Source organism: Vibrio alfacsensis (genome assembly GCF_019670485.1).
In the GTDB taxonomy this organism is placed as follows: Bacteria; Pseudomonadota; Gammaproteobacteria; order Enterobacterales; family Vibrionaceae; genus Vibrio; species Vibrio alfacsensis.
Map to the genome: position 1 here is coordinate 140,968 of NZ_AP024167.1, position 19,889 is coordinate 160,856.

The 19,889-nt window shown below is 40.9% G+C and carries 17 protein-coding genes; 11 read left to right on the forward strand and 6 right to left on the reverse strand.

Going from position 1 to position 19,889, the window contains the following annotated elements:
• Positions 1 to 375: 375 nt before the first annotated feature.
• The 11 genes from VA249_RS22215 to VA249_RS22265 all read left to right on the forward strand — a co-directional run bounded on the left by VA249_RS22215 (position 376) and on the right by VA249_RS22265 (position 12,620).
• Positions 376 to 1,995, forward strand: coding sequence for a hypothetical protein (locus tag VA249_RS22215; RefSeq protein ID WP_176703738.1), 1,620 nt, complete (start codon positions 376 to 378; stop codon positions 1,993 to 1,995).
• 242 nt (positions 1,996 to 2,237) lie between these two features.
• A complete protein-coding gene (locus VA249_RS22220) occupies positions 2,238 to 2,939 on the forward strand; it encodes a thermonuclease family protein (RefSeq protein ID WP_221072358.1) in 702 nt (233 codons plus the stop codon).
• 605 nt (positions 2,940 to 3,544) lie between these two features.
• On the forward strand, positions 3,545 to 4,030 hold the full coding sequence (locus VA249_RS22225) for a hypothetical protein (RefSeq protein WP_176703735.1): 486 nt from the start codon (positions 3,545 to 3,547) through the stop codon (positions 4,028 to 4,030).
• A 27-nt stretch (positions 4,031 to 4,057) separates the two neighbouring features.
• Complete coding sequence (gene traA, locus VA249_RS22230; protein WP_176703734.1) at positions 4,058 to 4,390, forward strand: TraA family conjugative transfer protein; 333 nt, start codon at positions 4,058 to 4,060, stop codon at positions 4,388 to 4,390.
• Positions 4,391 to 4,461: 71 nt separating this feature from the next.
• A complete protein-coding gene (locus VA249_RS22235) occupies positions 4,462 to 6,993 on the forward strand; it encodes a TraC family protein (protein ID WP_176703733.1) in 2,532 nt (843 codons plus the stop codon).
• Positions 6,994 to 7,104: 111 nt separating this feature from the next.
• Positions 7,105 to 7,521 carry a hypothetical protein gene (locus VA249_RS22240; protein ID WP_176703732.1) on the forward strand — a complete coding sequence of 139 codons (417 nt, stop codon included), beginning with the start codon at positions 7,105 to 7,107 and terminating at the stop codon, positions 7,519 to 7,521.
• 2 nt (positions 7,522 to 7,523) lie between these two features.
• Positions 7,524 to 8,045: a S26 family signal peptidase gene (locus VA249_RS22245; RefSeq protein WP_176703731.1), complete on the forward strand. Its 522-nt coding sequence runs from the start codon at positions 7,524 to 7,526 to the stop codon at positions 8,043 to 8,045.
• Between the two features lie 10 nt (positions 8,046 to 8,055).
• Complete coding sequence (locus VA249_RS22250) at positions 8,056 to 9,375, forward strand: TrbC family F-type conjugative pilus assembly protein (RefSeq protein ID WP_176703730.1); 1,320 nt, start codon at positions 8,056 to 8,058, stop codon at positions 9,373 to 9,375.
• Positions 9,372 to 10,568, forward strand: coding sequence for a TraU family protein (locus tag VA249_RS22255; protein WP_176703729.1), 1,197 nt, complete (start codon positions 9,372 to 9,374; stop codon positions 10,566 to 10,568). Before VA249_RS22250 ends, VA249_RS22255 begins: the two co-directional genes overlap by 4 nt.
• A 339-nt stretch (positions 10,569 to 10,907) precedes the next feature.
• Positions 10,908 to 11,372, forward strand: coding sequence for a helix-turn-helix domain-containing protein (locus tag VA249_RS22260; protein WP_221072359.1), 465 nt, complete (start codon positions 10,908 to 10,910; stop codon positions 11,370 to 11,372).
• 27 nt (positions 11,373 to 11,399) lie between these two features.
• Positions 11,400 to 12,620: a hypothetical protein gene (locus VA249_RS22265; RefSeq protein WP_176703727.1), complete on the forward strand. Its 1,221-nt coding sequence runs from the start codon at positions 11,400 to 11,402 to the stop codon at positions 12,618 to 12,620.
• 50 nt (positions 12,621 to 12,670) lie between these two features.
• Here the strand turns inward: VA249_RS22265 and lepB are convergent, their stop codons facing one another.
• Genes lepB through VA249_RS22295 form a run of 6 tightly spaced genes read right to left on the reverse strand, consistent with a single transcriptional unit; the run spans position 12,671 to position 19,847 of the window.
• A complete protein-coding gene (lepB, locus tag VA249_RS22270) occupies positions 12,671 to 13,351 on the reverse strand; it encodes a signal peptidase I (RefSeq protein ID WP_176703726.1) in 681 nt (226 codons plus the stop codon).
• 2 nt (positions 13,352 to 13,353) lie between these two features.
• Positions 13,354 to 13,722 (reverse strand): hypothetical protein, encoded by a 369-nt coding sequence (locus VA249_RS22275; protein WP_176703725.1) that lies wholly within the window; start codon positions 13,720 to 13,722, stop codon positions 13,354 to 13,356.
• A gap of 10 nt (positions 13,723 to 13,732) precedes the next feature.
• Entirely contained in the window at positions 13,733 to 14,725 is a 993-nt protein-coding gene (locus tag VA249_RS22280; protein WP_176703724.1) for a hypothetical protein, read from the reverse strand.
• Positions 14,719 to 15,786: a hypothetical protein gene (locus tag VA249_RS22285; RefSeq protein WP_221072360.1), complete on the reverse strand. Its 1,068-nt coding sequence runs from the start codon at positions 15,784 to 15,786 to the stop codon at positions 14,719 to 14,721. Before VA249_RS22285 ends, VA249_RS22280 begins: the two co-directional genes overlap by 7 nt.
• Positions 15,786 to 17,756, reverse strand: a complete 1,971-nt coding sequence (gene traD, locus VA249_RS22290) for a conjugative transfer system coupling protein TraD (protein WP_176703722.1) — start codon at positions 17,754 to 17,756, stop codon at positions 15,786 to 15,788. Before traD ends, VA249_RS22285 begins: the two co-directional genes overlap by 1 nt.
• Positions 17,757 to 19,847, reverse strand: coding sequence for a TraI domain-containing protein (locus tag VA249_RS22295; RefSeq protein WP_176703721.1), 2,091 nt, complete (start codon positions 19,845 to 19,847; stop codon positions 17,757 to 17,759).
• Between the last annotated feature and the right edge of the window lie 42 nt (positions 19,848 to 19,889).

Below are 19,889 nucleotides of genomic sequence, written 5' to 3' on the forward strand. Positions count from 1 at the left end.
AGACCAACCTGAGACCGAGACCGAGACGGGAACACTCCAAGACCGAGATGCGAACCATATTAGTCTTATCTAGGAACGTACGGGGAACAGTTATAGCCTTTTTTCGGACTCTGATTAGACCCACCTTGACCCCATAAGTGTAAGATTTTCTTGAAAAGTTTAGGATGTAGAAATTACATTCTCTGTGTGGGCAGCGCAAAAACCGATGAAGCATTGGGCAACCGTAGACAACATCTTGAGAAATATATATATGCAATATTTGCATAAAAATACTCTTGGGAATATGATACTAAGTCAGATTTTATACTGTTCCGGTTGTATATGGTTAGCAGTGTGCTATAAGAATAAGAGTTACAAGTTTCAGGATGAAACAGAATGGATGACATTCTAAAGAAAAGTACAGCAAACAGTTGCACTGACGAGTTCGTGAAAGCCTCCTATAACTTTCAGATAGAGAACTACGACTTCAAAAAAGCTTTGTGCACAATACCTCTCTACCAAAACCTCATGATAAAGAAGATAGTCGACTATACCAACGGCATTAATTTTATTGATGAGAGCATAGAAGTTGGAGAGGTAGACATTCTGCGAGGGTTAATGTTTAAGTTTGAAATAGCAAAAAACCCTCAACGTAAACTCTCCGGTATCATACACAACTTCAGATACCCTGACCCGAGACACCTTAGAAAGTCGATGGGCCGGTACACGTCCGATGAAGATAAAGACCATGCATTGAAGTCATTCAATTCTATATGCAGCTATCTCAACGACCTGAACAAGGACACTTTCGCCCTGAACTTTAAAAGACGAACGGATAGTGTAAGTTCAAAGGTGGATAGTGATTACGAAGTTATCCAATGCCGCCATGAAAGCCTTTCTAGTCTGATGTGCCAAATTACGCCTAAGCGTTTATATTGCGTTCTACACCAAGCTGTGAAAACGCACGTCTGTGAGCAAGTAGAGGTTGTAATCAAAGAAGTCTATCGAACTTATCGTGATGAATATAAAAAAATATATAACAATGATAAATCTAAGTACTGCTCTAATGATTTAACGCTGGATAAAGCATTCACCTACATCTTGTCGAAAAAGAGTTCATTCAGAAAGAGTCGTATATTGGTAAATGCCAACGCCAAGCTACTCGAAAACACTAAATTTGTTAATGCGATGTCAACGTTAGGTTTTCCTGTTAGACGTTATGTGTTTATGGATATCTTCCAAAAACGAGTACTTCCTAACTTATACAAAGCCCACACGCTAAACCTAAGTGTCAAGAAATTCAAAGACTCAGCGCTTCAAAACTTACCACGCAAGATCACTAAAGAAATTCACAAAATAGTCCGAGAGGGAGATAGAACAGCGGAGCTAACAGAGTCTCTTCGCGCTGCTTGTCTAGAAGAAATGCTGATAATACTCGACCAGTGGAATACCGAGTATGACTTGATTCAGTTTGCTGATATGTATATCAAACGTACAATCAAAGAGCGCTACAAAGCAGAGCTATCAGCGGTCGATAAATCTATCGACAACAAAAAGCAAAAGGTTTCCCGCCTCATCAATCAAAAAATACAGAATGGACGTTCAGAGGGTATATTCATTTCTCTTCATCAAGCGAAGAAAGATCTCAAGAAAGACATAGAAAATGGTATCGTCACTGGTATCAAAGAAAAGGATGTCGATAATCATTGTGAAGACCAATTTGGTACCGAGTCACTTGATCTGCAGCTAGATAATGGTTTTGAAATAAGCACAGAACACCACTTTGAAGATGCTGTAATTGAAGAGGGTGGGGATGAATACAACCAAGTCAGCGAACTCTTCTCTAAGCTAAAAGCAAGAGAGCGCACCATACTCACTAAGCTTTTAGAAGACGCTAGCGGCCTTAGTGAAGCTGGTTTCCAAAAGCACTTAAAAGCTTGCCTAAAAGATGAGAGTCACGCCTTAAATGAAAACTTGCTCACTAAGTTTGAAACTCTGATTAAGAGTTTTAGATAGTCCCTATTTTCTGCCTAAAAACTTTTCGCTTTTAGAGGTACTACACAAGTTGGAGTACCTTTCATGCCTATTAAAATAAAAAACACCCCTCGCTACGCCGATGTATCGAAAATTGTCCTGATCTTCATTTTGTTGCCGCTGACTAGTATTGGTTACCTAGCGTACAACCTTTCTCCCTCTTGGTTCATTGGCAGCTTTCTCTGCTGTCTAGTCTTAACTTTCAAAAATAAGAGGGCCGAATAATGCTAAGAGCAATACTAATAATGTGGATGGCTTCGTTATCAATGTTTGCACATACTGAAGAGGTAAAAGAGCTGGGCACTTACACGAAAATCGTACATGCGAAATTTGTGTCTCTCAACGACCACCAAACCTTAACGTTGCAGATGGAGGGTCGTGATTACCCTGTCAAAATTGCGTACTTACGGATACCCACCAAAGGTGAGCCATACTATGAGGCTGCAAGGACAGTGATTGAAAGTTATTTTAAAAAAACGCAATGGGTGCAAGCGCACCTGACTGGTCAGAGGTTTTTTAACGGGACTATCGCCGCTTTTATTAATAATTCTAATAACAGCAATTTGAACTCAATACTCTTATCAGAGGGGCTAGCCATACTGTCATCCGACGCGATAATGCAGGAAGAACTTATTGCTATCAGTAAAAAAGCCGCAAATCTTAATAAAGGGATTTGGTCTTCGGCAGAAGCCTACCATGCACTTGAGGTTAATCCTTTTAAGCCTGTAATAGACAAATTTAAAGAAGATACTGATAAAGCAATGAGCGTCGTTAATAAGTATGTAGTGGTAGACATAGATAAACGAACTTACCACCCAGGTGTGTGCTACCCACTTTTTAAAATAACCGGACGGAACAGTGTCATCTATGTTGATACAGACCGCCTAGATTCATTGGGTTACAAGAAAATAGCAAAATGCGATTGACTATCTTAATAGCTTTTAAGATGGGTCGTAAGATCTCTTTAAAGCCTGCTTAAAGCTAATGGGATAGCCTTACTATCCAATTTTGCTATACATAATCCTTATCAAAATTTAGATCTGGATGTAGGGGAAGTGTAATGTCTAAAAGTCATGGGAAGAACAAGCAGATAGAGGAGTCGAGTTAATTCAATTGTGCTTAAAACTCCAATCAGATAAGGACGTCATTCAGCGTCCAGCCATAAATGAAATTCGTAAAGGGTTACGCTTGATGATTTTGTTTCAGATATTCAACAGGCTGCAAATAACAAGGTTGCAGTTTTCTGCGATATTTTGAGTCACTTGACCATTCAACTGTCCGCTATAAGCCTCAGCCGTTCATCACTTCATTGCTTCAATCAAACGTCTCTTTAGTCGGTTCTGACTTCCTTTTGACTCCAAAGTGCGCACCAAAATAGTGCAACGTATCTTTCTGAGTTTTCAAGTTGAAAATAAAATTTCAAATAAAATAATATATTTATCAACTAGATAACGCATCCGCACTTCGTACTGTTTGTCAGGAACGCTAATTAATTCGCTTATTGAGTCACTAGCGAAAAAGGAGAATCACGATGAACGTTAGAACACTTATCTCAACAGCAATTGCGGTATCACTGGTCGGTTTAACGGGTTGTACTGTGGTAGGTTCCAGCGAGCCAATCTGTGACGGCGATTATGTAACTGGTGTGTGTACTAACAGTGAGAATGCTTTAGATGCAATTGAAGCTGGCAATGTCGATGCGTATGTACGACAGCACGGCGAGGGTAGCATTACTGAGGAGGAATACCGTGTAGGTACTCGAATCTCCAAATATGACAGTGTTATCCCTGCTGTACCAGTCGGCTCAACAATGACTCAACCATTACATGAACCGAAACCTGTTTTACAAACACCATCAGTCATGTACGTAGTCGTTGGCGCTTGGCAAAGTGAATCTGGATACCTCAACTATCCATCAACTCACCTCATCGAAATCACTCCTAAAAACCGCTGGTCATTCGGTGTCAAGGATGCCATGAAGTTCGAATCTTCATCGCCTTTCTCCGTCACAAAGTAATCTCAATCAAACATGGAAGATTTCATTATGAAACTTATGACTAAAGCAAAAAAAATCATGCTAGCAATGGCTCCAGTAACAGTAGCAGGTAACGTAGCAGTAGCGTACACAGTTGGTACTTCTTCAGGTGCGACAGATGGTACTGAACAGCTTGATAACCTACTAGCTATGCTAATCGCATGGCTTGACGGTCCGCTAGGCGTACTAATCTCAATTGCTGCACTTATGGTTGGCCTGGGCGCAGGTATTATGAACCAGTCGATCGTTGCCGTTGTTATCGGTATTGCAATCGCTGCAATCGTTCAGTACGGCTCTGACATCATCCAAGGTGTGGCTGGTGAAGCAACAGCAGCGCTTTAACCTAAGTGATGTGCAAAAAGCAGTCTGTAAAAGACTGCTTTTTGTCGTTTCTTAAATACAGGAGAGAGGTCATGAAAGAGTTTAATGCAAAAGCAAAAAAACTGTTAGAGCGCAATGAGATATCAAAACTGATGGAAGCTCGCTCTTTTGAAGAAGAGAAGAAATTATTCTATGTCCATAATAACGATAAACAAAGCCACCTTGGAGCCGTATGGATTTGTAATCCAGTAAGTGGGGTAGGTGAATCAACAATCAAGATTTTAGAAAGTAGCTTAGCTACCGATTATCCTGCCGGTACTTTCATTTCATTCCACCTGATTTCAAGCCCATTAATTCAACCGCTACTGAGACATTATCGTAGTGCTCGTGAAAGCGTTATTAATGACACTTCCAATCCTGACAAAGCTAAACTCGTAAAAATCTTCGTTGAAAACAGAATTGCCTTTTTGGAGCAATTCACAAAAGAGCGAACCAAAGATGAAACCAAGCTAACTCTAAACGATAAGTTTGTTGTTGCTACTATCAAGCTTCCTTGTGCTTATCTTCCAACTGAAGATGACATTTCATTCGCGCAAACACAGTGCTATTCCGTTGAACAGACACTCGACTCTCTAAACTTGCTGCCTCAACGATTAGATCAAAAAGATTACCTTGGTGTAATTCGCTCACTCGTTAACATTGGTGAATACCCTGACGTGGATTACGATCCAAACCGTACGCTTAATGAGCAGGTATTTAGCTACGAAGATGAATTAGAAATTCAGCGAGATAAGGTCATCCTAAATGATCGCCACATCAAGTCACTATCGGTTCATTTTTATCCAGAACAAACGCTGTTACCGGTTATGTCAAATGTACTCGGTGATAAAAATGGTTCACAGAACCAAATTACTTGCCCATTCATGCTTTCGACAACCATTTATTATCCAGAGCAACATTCAAAGATCGGCAGTATAACCAAAAACGCTAATTCATTGAGTTATCAATCAACCAGCCATTTGGCTCGTTTCTCCCCTATGTTGAAGTTGAAAGACCAGGGGTATCAGAACCTACTTACTGAGGTTCAAAAAGGAGGTAAGGTTGTTCAGTGTTGGACGAATTTACTCCTCTTTGGTAAAGACGACAAAGAAGCAACCGAGCAAGCTAGACAAGCTAAGAACTGGTTTGAAGTGTGTAACTTCAACTTGAAAGAAGATGTGATGTTTAGTGGTCCAGCATTCCAACAACAACTCCCATTGAATTGCTCAGTAGAGATGGTAAGTCTTTCCCGTCGTTTCCATACCATGACATCTAAAATGTCAGCTCACGTACTGCCTGTTGTTGGTGACTGGAAAGGCAACGGTGTTGGCGCAAACGAAATCTTCTTCTCTCGCCGTGGCCAAGTACAACTCTGGTGTCCGTTTGATTCAGAAACGAACATGAATGGTTTCATCTCAGGAGATAGTGGCGCAGGTAAATCTGTGTTCTCGCAAGGCATCGTTTTTAATTTATGGAGTCGCGGCACGATGATCCGCATTATCGACAGCGGGCGATCCTATCTAAAGCTCACCCGAATGGTCAATGGCGAGTTTATTGAGTTCTCAGGTGCAAGTAAGCTCGTTATCAATCCTTTCTCTGATATCAAAGACATCGTAAAAGAAATGCCGCCTTTGCTTGGAGTATTAGAGCAAATGTGTGCTCCAAAAGAGGGCCTGACGGACTTTCAAATTCGTATGCTTGAGAAGTACACAATGCGAGTATTCCAACGTTTTGGTAACGAAATGACCATCACGGATTTAGCTGAAGCTCTTGGTTGTGCCAAGAACGAAAAAGTTGCCGACAGCGATGATGTGATACTTAACATGGAATTAGACGATTACCATTTGTCTCAAATCCACAAGATGGGTCACCAGTTCTTTGCGTTTACCCGTCACGGTCTTTACGGTCGCTTTTTTGATGGTAAATCAAACTTAACAATGAGTGGTGATTGGTCAGTTCTTGAGCTCGATGACTTACGTGATTTACCTGAATTGCAAACCATCGTTTTGATGATGCTGATCATCAAAATGAACCGCGACTATTACCTTGCGGATCGCTCAAAAATGAAAGCTCTGATTGTCGATGAAGCCTGGCGTTTTTTGGGTTCAGAGGGTTCTGATATCGAAAATAGTGAGCGTATTCAGAAGTACATTATTGGCTCATTCCGACTGTTTAGGAAGCTCAATTCGTCCATCATTATCATCACGCAAAGCCCTCTTGATTTGGCACCTGATGGAAACAGTCCGATCATCCAAAACTCGGCAAACATCATAATCCTAAAACAGAAAGAATCCACATTTAAAGTACTTGAAAATAATCGGGTTCTCTCTATCGGTGATCATGATTATCAACAACTCAAGACGGTCACCACCGTCATGGGTAAGTACTCTGAGGCCTTTATTTACACTTCAGGGCGCGGTTATGGTATTTGCCGTTACATCCTTGACCGCTTTACTCAGCTCCTCACTACGACGCAGGCAAATGAAACAGCCGGTATAGACCGCTTTATCGACCAAGGTATGTCGGTTGGTGATGCTATTTACTCATACATGGAAGCTGAGGGCACGTTAAACAAAGCCGCTTAGTCTTACCTAATCATAATCAAAGCCAGGCAATTTCTCTCTCCTAATTGCTTGGCTTTTTCTTATTGGGGTTTCGCTTATAGGTAGTGAGATACAAAAAAAGGAGGTCTCAGTATGTCTAATTCAAATTTAGGTAATCTAGCACTTTGCGCAATCATCGGTGTTGTTAGCGGTGCTGGCTCTGCGTTTATTACAGCTGATTCAATGTTGAAAGAGCAACCACAAATCAAGCTGGTGGATGTAAAGAAAATTACTGGCGCCCAAATCCTGTCAATAGAAAAGAAATTTAAAGAGCAAGGGATAGTTGACCCTGAAACTATTTCACTTTTCGGTCAAAAAGCCGCATCTGAAATGTTTGTAGCTATTAAAGAAGTTGGTGGCAAAGACTACATACTATCGAAATCAAATGTCATAAATTCACCAGATACCGCTGAAGTAACGGATGATGTTGCTATTCGATTAGGCCTTGACTTGAATGACGCCGAAATGCTTGAAGCTATAAACAACCTCAGATTGCAGAGTGGTAAATAGTCATGGCTAAAGTCGATTTAAGCATTGCAACTGCAGTGCGGTTAACAATAGGAGTGTTAATTGGCTTGTGTTTCCTCTGGGGGGTACATCAGTTTGCTAAATCCGGTCGGTCTTTAGCCATTGATACTCAGACGCTTGTGAAGTGTCTTCCGTTCTCACTCAGCTTGTTTGAGCCGCTTCGAGATGAAATAGCAAAAGGTGATTTGGTCAGCATAAATCACTCCAATCTCGCTGGTGAATTTAGGGAATCAACTTCTAATAAGATCTTAAAAGTCGTGGTAGGAGTTGAGGGTGACGTCATTTCTCGCATTGGCAATTTTATCTATGTCAATAACAAAGTAATGGGTGAATACCAGAAAAAAGATCCAAACGGGTTTACTTCTTATCTTGCTGATAGGCAAAGAATCAAGATTGGTAAAGATGAGTACTGGGTGATGGGTAGTTATAAAGGTGCTTCTGACTCTCGATATGTTGGACCGATTAATCGTTCTGAATTTATCGAACACGCAACACCACTGATTTAGGAGAGTGCTCATGCTTAGAATTACATGCTTATTAATGGCATCAATTGTGACCTCGTTTACTGTTTTGGGAGAGCAACTGAGAGAAGTAAAAGTGTGCGCCACGATCAACGGGGAGATCAAATGTGACGTGGGAATGATGGAGTTAGACCCATCTGATGAAAAATTTAACCAAGGTTTGATGGAAGCAAAAGAAATAATAGATAAACCCGTGAACAGTCAGGTGTTCGATGATATGGCGAAAGAGATAGCTCGCTCAAATTCTACAATGGGTATCGGTGAGGTTACGAAGCCAAAAGCTGAATTAACGAAAGAAGATATTGAGGCGTTTAAAGTCGGTACGTCATTTAATCAACCAATCGAGAAAGGGTTTTGGGAGCTTGCTCAAAAGGCAGGTCGTCTCCTAGATCGAGCTATTAATAAAAAACAAAACGGTGCTAAATACGGAAATATTGATGGGTTTATCTTCATTTCTCAAACCATTCCAGAAAACGATTTGGCCTCATTAATCTATGAGGTTAGCCAATCTAAAGAAAAAATAGCTTTCGTGATACGTGGCGCTGAGCCAATGCGGTATGCAGAAACGCTAAAGCACTTCATTGATATTGAGAAAGAGATTGTTGGTCGATTCATGGTTGATCCAACGCTGTTCAGAAAGCTAAATATCACTGAAGTCCCTACCTTTGTATTAAAAAATGAAAATGACAAATGGCAGAAAACAAGTGGTAATGTTTCTTTGTCTGCGGTTAGAACTCATTTCAAAGAGGATAAGAAACTTCGCCAGCTCGGAAAGGTGTATGACATTTCTGAGCCAGACCTGATCTTATTGATGCAAGAAAGAGCTGGTCAAGTTGACTGGGAAGAATGGATGCTTGAGCAGACCAAACAAATCTTAACGAACCGTTACGAATCTGGTCTTAAAGTAGCCGATGAACCGTCATCACTATTGATCGACCCTAGATACCAAATTCAAAAAGACATCGTCTTAAAAGGTCAAACATTTGGCAAAAAAGGTCAATGGATAAATCCGCTTGAAATTCAGCCTTTAACAAAATGCTACGTTGTTGCTGATTTCTCGAATGACGAACATTTAAGAGCTGTCGATGAGTTAATCAAAGATTGTCCGGGTGTAACGGCACTTACGGTTAAACAACCAGATTATGAGACTCAAATACCGGCACTCGTTTTAAAATACGGTGAAATCCGAAGTATAGACCCTCTGTTTATTAAAAGATTTAAGCTTGTTGATGTACCAGTTGTTGCACGACAAGAGGGGCTTGCTATTCGCCTCACCACTCTTCCACCAATAGAAAAAAGGGAGGTGGCTAAATGAAAACGTTAGTTTCCATTATGGCTCTAATTATAAGCCTATCAGCACTAAATCCAGCGGTAGCAAGCACTGCAAATTTTAAGGAGTTTGATTGTCCAGACGCTAAACTATTTCAACGCTTAATCAGTGACTTTTGCTGGTCTTGTATGTTTCCAATCTACATCGGTGGAACTAAAATTTTTGGAGATTCAGACCAAGCGCCAGATGATGCGGCCAGTGACAGACTTTGTGCTTGTTCAGGAGATATCTTAAAAGGTGAACTACCTCAAGTTGGTATTACTACTGGCATGTGGTACCCGTCAATGATGTTCGAAGTTGTAGCAAAGCCTTACTGTTTCCCAGCGCTCGCAGGAGCAAGGTTTGGTGACTTTACGGGTATGGTCAGCAAATATAATCAAGGTGATGAAGCGAGAACCTCTAATAGTAGAGAGGGAGGGAGCGTATCAAAGGCTTCGTATTCTTGGCATCAATACACGTTTCCGGTCACAGAGGCTCTAGAATTGTTTGAAGCCCCTGGCTGCGCCTATGATAAGTCTGGTTTTATGAATGTAACTTGGATGTCGGAAACTTTAGCGCCTTGGTATGACTCCGAACTTGCAATGTATATTTCGCCAGAGAGTGTGCTTTTTGCAACGCCTTTGACTGATTTATCTATGATGATGGACTGTACTGTGACAACGGCTGACAGCCCGATGGACAGCTCATTCTGGACTGCAGGTTGTTGGGGCTCTATGTATCCATTGACACGCGATGTTGGTAGTGCCGACGATAAGGTGAGAAACAAGTCATTAGCCGTGGCTAGAGCACTATATTTTCTAACTCGCTTGGGCTTCCAAGACAGAACGATGGGTGATGACGCAGTTTGTCAGCCAGAACCTATGACGACACTGAAAAAGTCTATGTATCGAGTTCAACAAATGTGGCCTTTACCAGAGGGGGAAGCAAAAGGGATTTTCTGTCAGGACCCAACCGCGTGTAACAACACTGGTTCGGAAATAACAAATCCACCATCTGATGACTCAACACCAGGTTCAAGTGAATGGAATCAAGTAGAGATACATTCCATAAACGATACTTGCTGTCACTACATTGGTGAGTCCACGTTCACTTGGGGCATGTGGAGAGATGCAAAACAAAGTAGTTTTGCTATCTACTCAATATTTAAGTGGAAAGACTGTTGTTTATCATTTTTGTGATTAAAATCAACAACTTAAGTTTCTAGGGATGCTCTTTTTTTTAGAGCATCCTTTTTTTTATGTATTTTTTATCAATTTTTTTAAAAAAAAGTGGAATCTAGTCATTATTTTACCACTATATTGAATTATGTATAATGACTGAATTATGTATAATGATTGAATGGTGTTGGTTATCATAGGGTTACAGCTTTCTTGTTTTTTTTTGCGCTTGTTTTGCTAACCTGATGAACATGCATTTCGATCGAAAGCTGATTATTTTTAGTATCTTTTTTAAAACCATCTAAAGATTGTCAGCTGAACTTTAAAAGCCATACTTCCTGTAAAGATTGGAGGTTTGTTATGTTCAGCGCTTTACGAATTGAATGTAAAATCAACATAAAACGGATGTGGTTTCTTTCACAATGGGATAAAGAAGACTTAATGCAGCATATGGAGCTTTGCATTTTAGTTGCAAGTGAAGAACTGCAAAGAAACGCCGAATTTAAAGAAGAACATGTAAAATTATTTACTATTAGAGAAGTTAACAATCTAGCGTCACGACTGCGCAAACACTCGAACACAATTTGTTCGAATACAATTGACGATGATAATTGGTTCGTTGAAGAAACGTCTGGTTACGAAACAAGCGTACTAACGTCAGTGCATCAAGCGCTGGTACAAATCAAAAACAATTGTCGAGGTGATACTAAAAAGCTAGATGCTTTGGGTATGCACCTTGAGGGTTATACCGTTAGAGAGATCGCTGAGAAACTTTCTCTCTCTAAAACGACGGCAAACAGAATCATAAATCAATGCTCACTTTAGTGCATTGTGGACTGGGAGCTTTACTAAGTGATTGATTTTCAAATTAGCAACACTGGCTTGTTGATTAATCTTCATTGCATATTGTGGTCGGAATACGAAGAAAAATTTGCTGACCTGAATAAGCTAGAGACTACACCAGAGTTTGTAGTAAAAATTGAAGATGACAAGGTTCCCCTTAAGGAATACGTTACCAAAATGGTTGGAGAAACCCATGCACGCTGCAAAGTGATAATGGGTAAAAACTTCATCAATAATTACATGAGTGAAGATCTTGAGTTCTGGCAGGAAGAAGAGACACAACTAGGCAATGACAAATCAATAGTGGAATTGATCACTGATGGAGGCTTAGAGCCGCTTGATTGCAATTACCATGCAGAAACCCATAAGTACTACTGTAATGCCACATATCCAATATTGATTAACTTTGAGTCTGTAAATGAACGCAATAGAGCTGTCACCGACAACCGATACTTGAACTGGATATCGAGAAAGCTACTCGGCAATATTCAACTTCAGTATAAAAACTCCCCATCTAACATTGAGTCATATCCAGTTGGTTTAGCTTCAAACGATCTAACCGTCGATAAGATGGAGGGTTTGGGCCCATTTGCAGCAACATTGAAATCCATCATGCATGGCTCAACAAATCTGGTTCACAAGCCATTTGAGTATTTAGTCGCGAGACACAAAGATACGTTTGTTATGCCTTACGTGTCACTAATGACTTTTCAAAAAGTTATGTACTCTGAGTCGGTTGAGTATGTAATGAATGCTTTCATGCGATACTTGAAAAACTTCTTTTATTTGTCAGACATGATCAACGTAATTGGTTATCAGGTAAATGTCGTTAAAGGTACAGTTGCAGACATACAAGATGGGTATACTGATGAGCAAATAGCTGAAAAGGTCGAATCGACTCAGGTTTTAGCTAATTTGTCTTATGAGTATTTGATCAGGCCAACTAGAAAAGTAAACCCAAACGACCTTACAACGCCAACTTCTAATGTTTTAATATCAGACCCTAATGTTGGTCGCTTTGGCATTGTGAGAACGTGCTATGACGAAAATAGCGTGCCAATTTGGAAAACACTTCATTATCCAACGACCAGGCAGGGATATCATGAACTAACCGTGTTCACCAAACGAATTGAGTCTTTGATTGAAGAGGGCAATGCAAACTTAACTCTAAGTCACTTGGACCTGTTAGATTCACCACCAGAAGCATTATTGGCATTAGTAGCTGAATAAAAAAAACGGTGCTCTTTGCACCGTTTTACCAATCAAAATCATTTCACGGCTCAAATTCTCAACCCTACCAATAGTGACTCGCTGATCGCTCCCATCTGTCTTGAGTCACCAGAATAATCTAAGTTAGTACCAAGAACAAACATACCTCCCTTTGGCACCACTAAATTCATAGACTGGATCTGTTCACCTGCCTTTTTCAAAAAGGTATGTTCATGGCCATTTAAGATGATACTGTATTCGTCTAACAGTGCCGATTTATTCTTGCTTACCTGATACTCTTGCTTAGTTTTTGATAGCGTAAATGGGTAAAGGTGGTTATCAACTTGAATACCAACTTGAGATAGAACAACAGTCTGCCCCTCTTTAGCGATAAACACTTTAACGTAATGGACGTCGGTGTTGATTGGGAATTTCATAACAACTACATCACCGGTTTCGGGGTGGGTATGTGAAGTTTTGTTAATTATGTAGTTGGCGTTAAAAGCGGTTTTATTCACAAAGAAACTGTCACCAATGTTGATGCTAGGCAGCATTGAACTTGATGGCACCGTCATCCTGTCAATCCCAACTTCAAGGAACAACCAAAGTGCAAAAGTAAATGGGGCACTGATTGTTAGGCAGCTACTAAAATAACCAATCTTAGTGGCACCCATAAACTTTCTATAAGTCATGCGGTAGAACGCAATAAGAGCGCCAGCGATGCTGACGCTAATCAAATAAAGGCTCAACATATCTATTTCACCAGAGCTTCATGGGCGACTTGAATAACATTAGTGAACGATGGCGACGTTACGTACTCTTCAATCTTTGAATCAGTGCTCAAGTCGTGGGTACCAACGGAATTAATGATATGCGGAGAAATTAAGAAGTTTTTCTTCAACTCTTCTTCATAAAACTCTTCATAGTAATGGTTAGAAAAGGCTATTGTGACCCCCATTTCTCGAACATAGTCATTACGTTCAACCCGAGTGACGATGCCAATTAAGTTATTCGAGATACGGTGATGCCCATCAAAGCCTTGGGTGACGACAACTAATCCGATCTTGAATGCACCTTTTATTGCATCTTCTCTTTCAATGCGCGCTTTTGTAAATTCGTCCATGGTAGGCTCCTTATTGTGCTTTGAGGTCGACAAGTGATTCGTGAACAATTGACATGATTCGACCCACATGTTTCAGCGGATTGGTAATGTCGGATTTAATATTCTCTAGCTCGCCAGATTTCAATGAGCGTCGCCATTTCACTTCGTGCATGCTGCATGAAATAACTGACTCTAGGGTGTCGATACTGATGAAGTTAGAAAGAATAAGACGGTGATCATCTTCTTTTACGTCAAGGATGCGAGACGTAGAATCGAACCCTGCGTCCATGCAGTATGGGATCACCTCATATATCGCCTGATCGTTTTCAGTACGCTTAATGAAGCTTAACGGTGCTTCAGGGGTAAAGAACGATGCGTGGCCATGATAGAAGTAATGGTGACTGCTTGATTGCTTGTTAATTTTCAAAGCAGCATTAAAGAAATCGTGCTGAGCTTCATTGGTTAAAAATGACGAAACGAGTGCAGCTTCAGAATAAGTCGCACCTAAGAATGCAGCGTGTGCGGGTTTAATCTCTTTATCAGAAATTAACGACTGTAACTGCGCAGGTGATGTGTTAGCGACAACAAGCAAATCGCTCTCGCACACCTCATCAATAGACACGATATTTTTCTCGATGTAAGGAAGCTTGTTTGCGATAAATGGAAAAGATGAGACCTTAAAGCTTTTGTATATCGATTCTTCATCACCAACAAAGGCAATCTCTAACTGTGAATCCACCAGCGAGTTGATGAGTGCAAACCATTTTGCATCATCAAAGATGTCGTGATGATCTGCGCCAAGCACCACTACGCGTTTTAAGTCACTGTCTAAGAAGTTTTCAAGCAGTGCACTAATACGTAGTGGCAAATTTAGCGGGTACTGTAATTGATCTATTGAAGACTGGTATTTGAATACCGGCTTAAGACTTTTCACCAGTTTATTTCCAAGAAATGAACCTCGCTCATTCAACTCTTGATGAAGATGATTTGAGCTATTCCCTTTTTTGATGGATTTTTTCAGCATTGTTTAAACTTCCTATTCAGGGTTCGAACGTAGTAGTGCGAAGCTAGATAACGGACTGCGCCAATGAGAATCGTGCAGAAACCAAAGTAATGGAAAAAATACCCTGGAATACTCGACTCCATTAGAGCAAAAATGGTCACTATTGAGGTAAGTGCGATGCCCTCAATTGAAATCAGCTTCGAGCCTTGTAGATATAAGCGAAAACAAATTGCGGCATAACAGAACACAATAGCTTTCCAGCTGGTTTCGAGTGGGATTGACAAATCGAGATGAAAGAGTGACTGGATAATGAGTATCGTGCAGGTGATAACACCAATCGTAGTTAAGCCAAGTTTCCAAGATGACGCATCTTTAGGGACATTGAGAACACGATAAACGTGGAGCTTGGCTTGGTATATATCGTGATAAAAACTGAACGAACGTATGATAAAAATTGAAAGAAATAGTCCAGGAATTCCATAGTAATCAACGCAAACATGAAACAGTGATACCATCAAGTTAAGCACTTCACTGATCACCCCTGATGAGTATTTCAGCGTTTCTGAGTTGCCAATGGAGGTCAATGAAAGGTAATTACCATTTCCGACATACAGCTCGACAGTATCAAGAAAAGCGACATCGACAGGATGTGGCTGCGACTTAATATAGAAATCGTTTCGATCGTTTCTTTCTAACCTGAGAACATTATCTTCTTCACACAGTTTAATTGGATTGGAGTTATCAATACGGAATGCAAAACAGTTACCTCTTGTGATGATCTTTTCTGGCTCCCAACCTAAGTCAAAATTAAGTGCTGCAGAGTGATGGTTAGAAGTAATACTAAGTTGTGTTTTGTCGCTAATAGCGATCACTGAATTACCATGTTTCACTGGGTAGTCAGGTGAATGAACGACATTAAACGGCAAGTTAAATAGCGCAGGAACATAAGGGTATTGGTTAGCAACGATGTGAAAGAGCTTAATACCCAGGGTAAGCATTAAAACCAGCATCAGATAGCGACTCATAAACTTTGAGCTATTTGAGTACTCAATGCCTTTATGTAAAAAGTGTCGATTTAGCATTATGCAGCTTCCTCTTCTTCTACCATTTTGATGTATTCGCGTTTTTTAAGACCCATATCATCAACAACAGGAAGTTCACCGTATGCGTCGTGGACAAACGGAACCGTTTGGAACCTGTGCTCTTTTGGGCAACTGATATAAGGGACGCGAACTTTGTACAAAGCGCCGCCCGGGAGGGTTGTAAAGTAGTGGAGATCAGCAAGTACACCGAATAGATCTTTAGGCATAAATGCCGAAGCTGTGTCTTTGACTTTCTTACCATACGAGGTATTAAAATCTAACTCATTCGAGGCGACCGCAGTGTTGGTTGCCATACTTTGCTCGATGGTCTTAATCATCGTTTCGCCAAAGCGGGTACTCATAAATTCTTGGGAAATATCATCCTCCAGTCTCAATGCGGTCTTAATGTTGAAGTTACCAAGCGCCTGTACCATGGCTGGCTCACTGCCTAGTCGCTCTTCTAAATCTTTAACTGATTGAATTAGAATCGTAAATGAACATTCCGCACCACGAGATTTATTGGCAATACGAACAGAGCTTCGTGTAACGATTTCAGATGCCTCATCACAGAAGATGTTCATTGGAATGCGTTTACCTTGTTGGTAGAAATATCGGTCTGCTACGACATTTACAAGGTCAGCGGTCGCCAAACTACCAATCGCACTACCCGTTGTAGGGTCAGCTAGCGAGGCAAGGTTCATGTAAAGAATATCGCCGCGTGAACAGATTTTTTGTGTATCTACGATAGGGCGAGGATCACGAAAATCTTCCTCAGGTGACAGTAGTTCTTCAAGACAGCCACTGGTTAGCTGTGAAAGGATAGGTATGATGGTTTGAATTAGCTTTGCGTAGTATGCCCGGTCATGCTCATGGATGCTGATGATAGAAGCGAGTGTGTAGTTTGGATACTTGTCACGGCAGTTCTCATCATAGAACTTCGCCATTTCAGCCGCTTTCTCTTTGTAATCCAAGTTGGATGAATTAATTTGATTTGCCCAAGCTCGGTATTCAGGAATTGAACTGATATACACATGCGCCACTTTGACTAGAAGATGGTCGATATCTCCCTCAATAAAGGTTCTCAATTTCATCAAAGTCGGGATGGATGTGATCATTTCCAACCCCTCAACGATCAAGTTAATAGCTCGCCAACAGAAGTTGATGAATGCTGCCCCATCACCCGATGACGCAGGTAGAAGTTCAATAATGCGGGATGCAAGCTGTGCCGGTTGATTATAGTTCTTGAGCAAGTTAAGACGCACACTACAACTAGGATAAGCTGGAGAGAAGTAGTACAAACGATGTTCTTCACCACGCAGCTTTAGGGTGTACCAGATCAGGTCAAGCAGGTTCTCATCGAGTTTAGGGTCAAGAATACAAATCGATTCCCCACGTATGATTGCACCAATAACGTCAAGCGTAAGAACACGGCCCTTACCTGCACCTGTGGTTCCAACGATTAGTCGGTGTGAATACCGTTCAGCACAAGGAAGAAATATATGTGTTTCCGTTATATTAATGCCGTGAAGCCATACGTCCCCTTTAACGGGTGTTGGGTGATTGCGAAATGCCTTTTTCATTAAGTCAGTGACAATGTGAGGAGGTCTTATGGTGTCTGGGTTTCGTGCTTTAAAGTCCATCGCCATCTGCGCGTGACTTTGATTCCATTGATAACCCTCACCGATATATGCCTGGTCCACGTTGTCTTCGATGAGCTTTATCAAGTCTTGAAGTTCGACCTTAAGTTGAGGTTCAACAAAGAGTAAGCCTCTTCGATATAAATGCCGCAATCCCTGATACAGCCTGATACTAGCCATACAAAGAGCGGGTATAGCTGCAATCAGCATCAGTCTAAATGCATGATCTAAAATGCTTGTTAGGTAATAACAAACTACGAATGAAGCTAACCAACAAAATGACGAGTACAACTCGTATGCCGGTCTCCAAAATGTATCTATTCTTCTATCCATTTATTCGTCCTTTTCTAAAAGCATTTGGTACTCACGACCAAGCAAGACTTCGGAAATTTCTGCTGCAATAGAGACACATGCCTTACCGTTAGATGGCATCTTCACTTTGGTATTAAAAACTGAGCTATCTTCATCGACGTATGTGTTGATGTGATTGATGTTGTAAGAATCGCCACTTGGGGTGTTTTCACAGAAGTAGTTGATAAGAGGAAAGCTAATAAAGAGCTGTCCCTGGGAAAATTCGGAATGAGGCGATCCATCTATGTACTGGATTAAACCTTTTGAAAAAGCGACGCATAGCTCTTGAATGAAGAGTTTCTGTTTGTCATGAGAATTCCTATACAAATGAATTTCGTACAATGCTCTATCTAGTTCTTTAATCGTGTCTGACTCTTTCCAATCAGGTTTAAGAGATTCAATGTGCTTTGGATCGATATGTTGCATTAGTTCGAAATATTCTTTTGGAGGTGATTTATCTGCTGATTTGTTGGTTGAGCTAGATTTGAGTTTCGGTTCAGTTCCAGGTTGTTCTCGTTTAGGTGTATTTGATGAAACGGGCCCTGGCTGCGCTTCTTTTTTTGGTTGAGATAGAACAATATCTATCTCGTCAGCTCCCTCTATCGCCTGCTCAATACTTTCTATAGAGATCGTGTTCTTAATGAGAGGTAATGGCTCTGGCTCATTAGGTCGATTATCTCTTTGATGATTAACGGTCGGTTGAGTTGGTTGCTCGGATGTTTTTGAGTTTGATTCAGCAGCTTGACTTGGTGGCGCTGGTGATTGTGAATTAAGCATCGATAGTTTGGCTACTTGGAGGAAATCTTTGCTAATTTCATCATCGTATGTGGCATCTAGGACGTGGCGAGTAGGTATCAAGGCAATGACTTCTGATGGTCTAAGAGTGATCACCTTTAAAGAATGGTATTGACCATTGTGCTCAAACTTAATAGTACGAATTACCTGTGGGGCTCTCGATACTGTCTGAAAATAGTGATGCTGGAGATAACCAGATTCATTCAGAATCTTCAGTAAACGGTCTGCATTAGGGATCAAATCGCGTACTTTTGAGGAAATTTTTGAATGATTACCGCGAGCAAAATTGATTAGCTCTTCCATGCCACTTGGGTAAGGAATATGAACACCAAGATTGGTGCGGATAAGTACGCTGCGAGAGTCGGTTGGAGATAAATCAGGGTAATACTCAATGTATGACTTGATGGAGTCGAGAGTAAGCACACTAAGATTGTCAGATTGAATAGGCCGTGAGTATCGCTGAAAGTCCATCGTTAGAGATTGACTGTCTGCCTCTTTCACTAGACGAGTCAGTGTTGCGGTATGAGGTTCTTTGGTACCAAATAATATTCCATCTAAAATGACCAAAATTTGAGACGAACATTTATAGTCTTCAGGAAAGTCAGGCATCGTACTAACGAAGCGTGTCGTGAATGCGTTATGTGCATTGTGCTTGCGATTCACATCGAATTTAACACGATAGTGCGTAACCTCATTTTTTTGGCAGTAATCAAAGAGAGATTCACAAATCGGGTCCCAAGGCTCGGTACTAACGAGTTGCCCTTTTTCATCGCTAGGGTAAACCGACATATCCGAAAACAGCTTCCCGGCATCGTGGAACAATGCGGCTAAGAACACAGCTACCCCTGCAGCATGCTTATACTCATTTTTATGCTCAATCTTGATGTGATCTGGAATGACCGTAGTTGAGTTGTACTTGGCTAGTGCAATGTTGGCGGTTTGCAGGGAGTGGTAAAACAAACTCGCTGACATATCTGTGTGGTGATGACGTTCACTCGCAGGTAGCGACATAAAATATCGAATGACATGATGGATGATCGGACGGATGATTCGATCAAATTCTTTGTCAGAAAAGTCGAGCTTTTGTCTCGCATTAAGAATGTGGCTTCGATAGTTATCTTCTATCAACTTGATCGTTTGTGCATCGAACGGATAAGTCGCATAGAAAGTAGGGTATAGAGCATCACGAATGATGACCTTTTCTTTGATAAAACAATTGCGAATGAACTCAAACAGCTTGTCTATCTTTCGATTTAACCTGATCAGTGCATAACCCATAGCCGGTACCTAAATTCTCTCTGGTACCTCTATAAGCGAAAA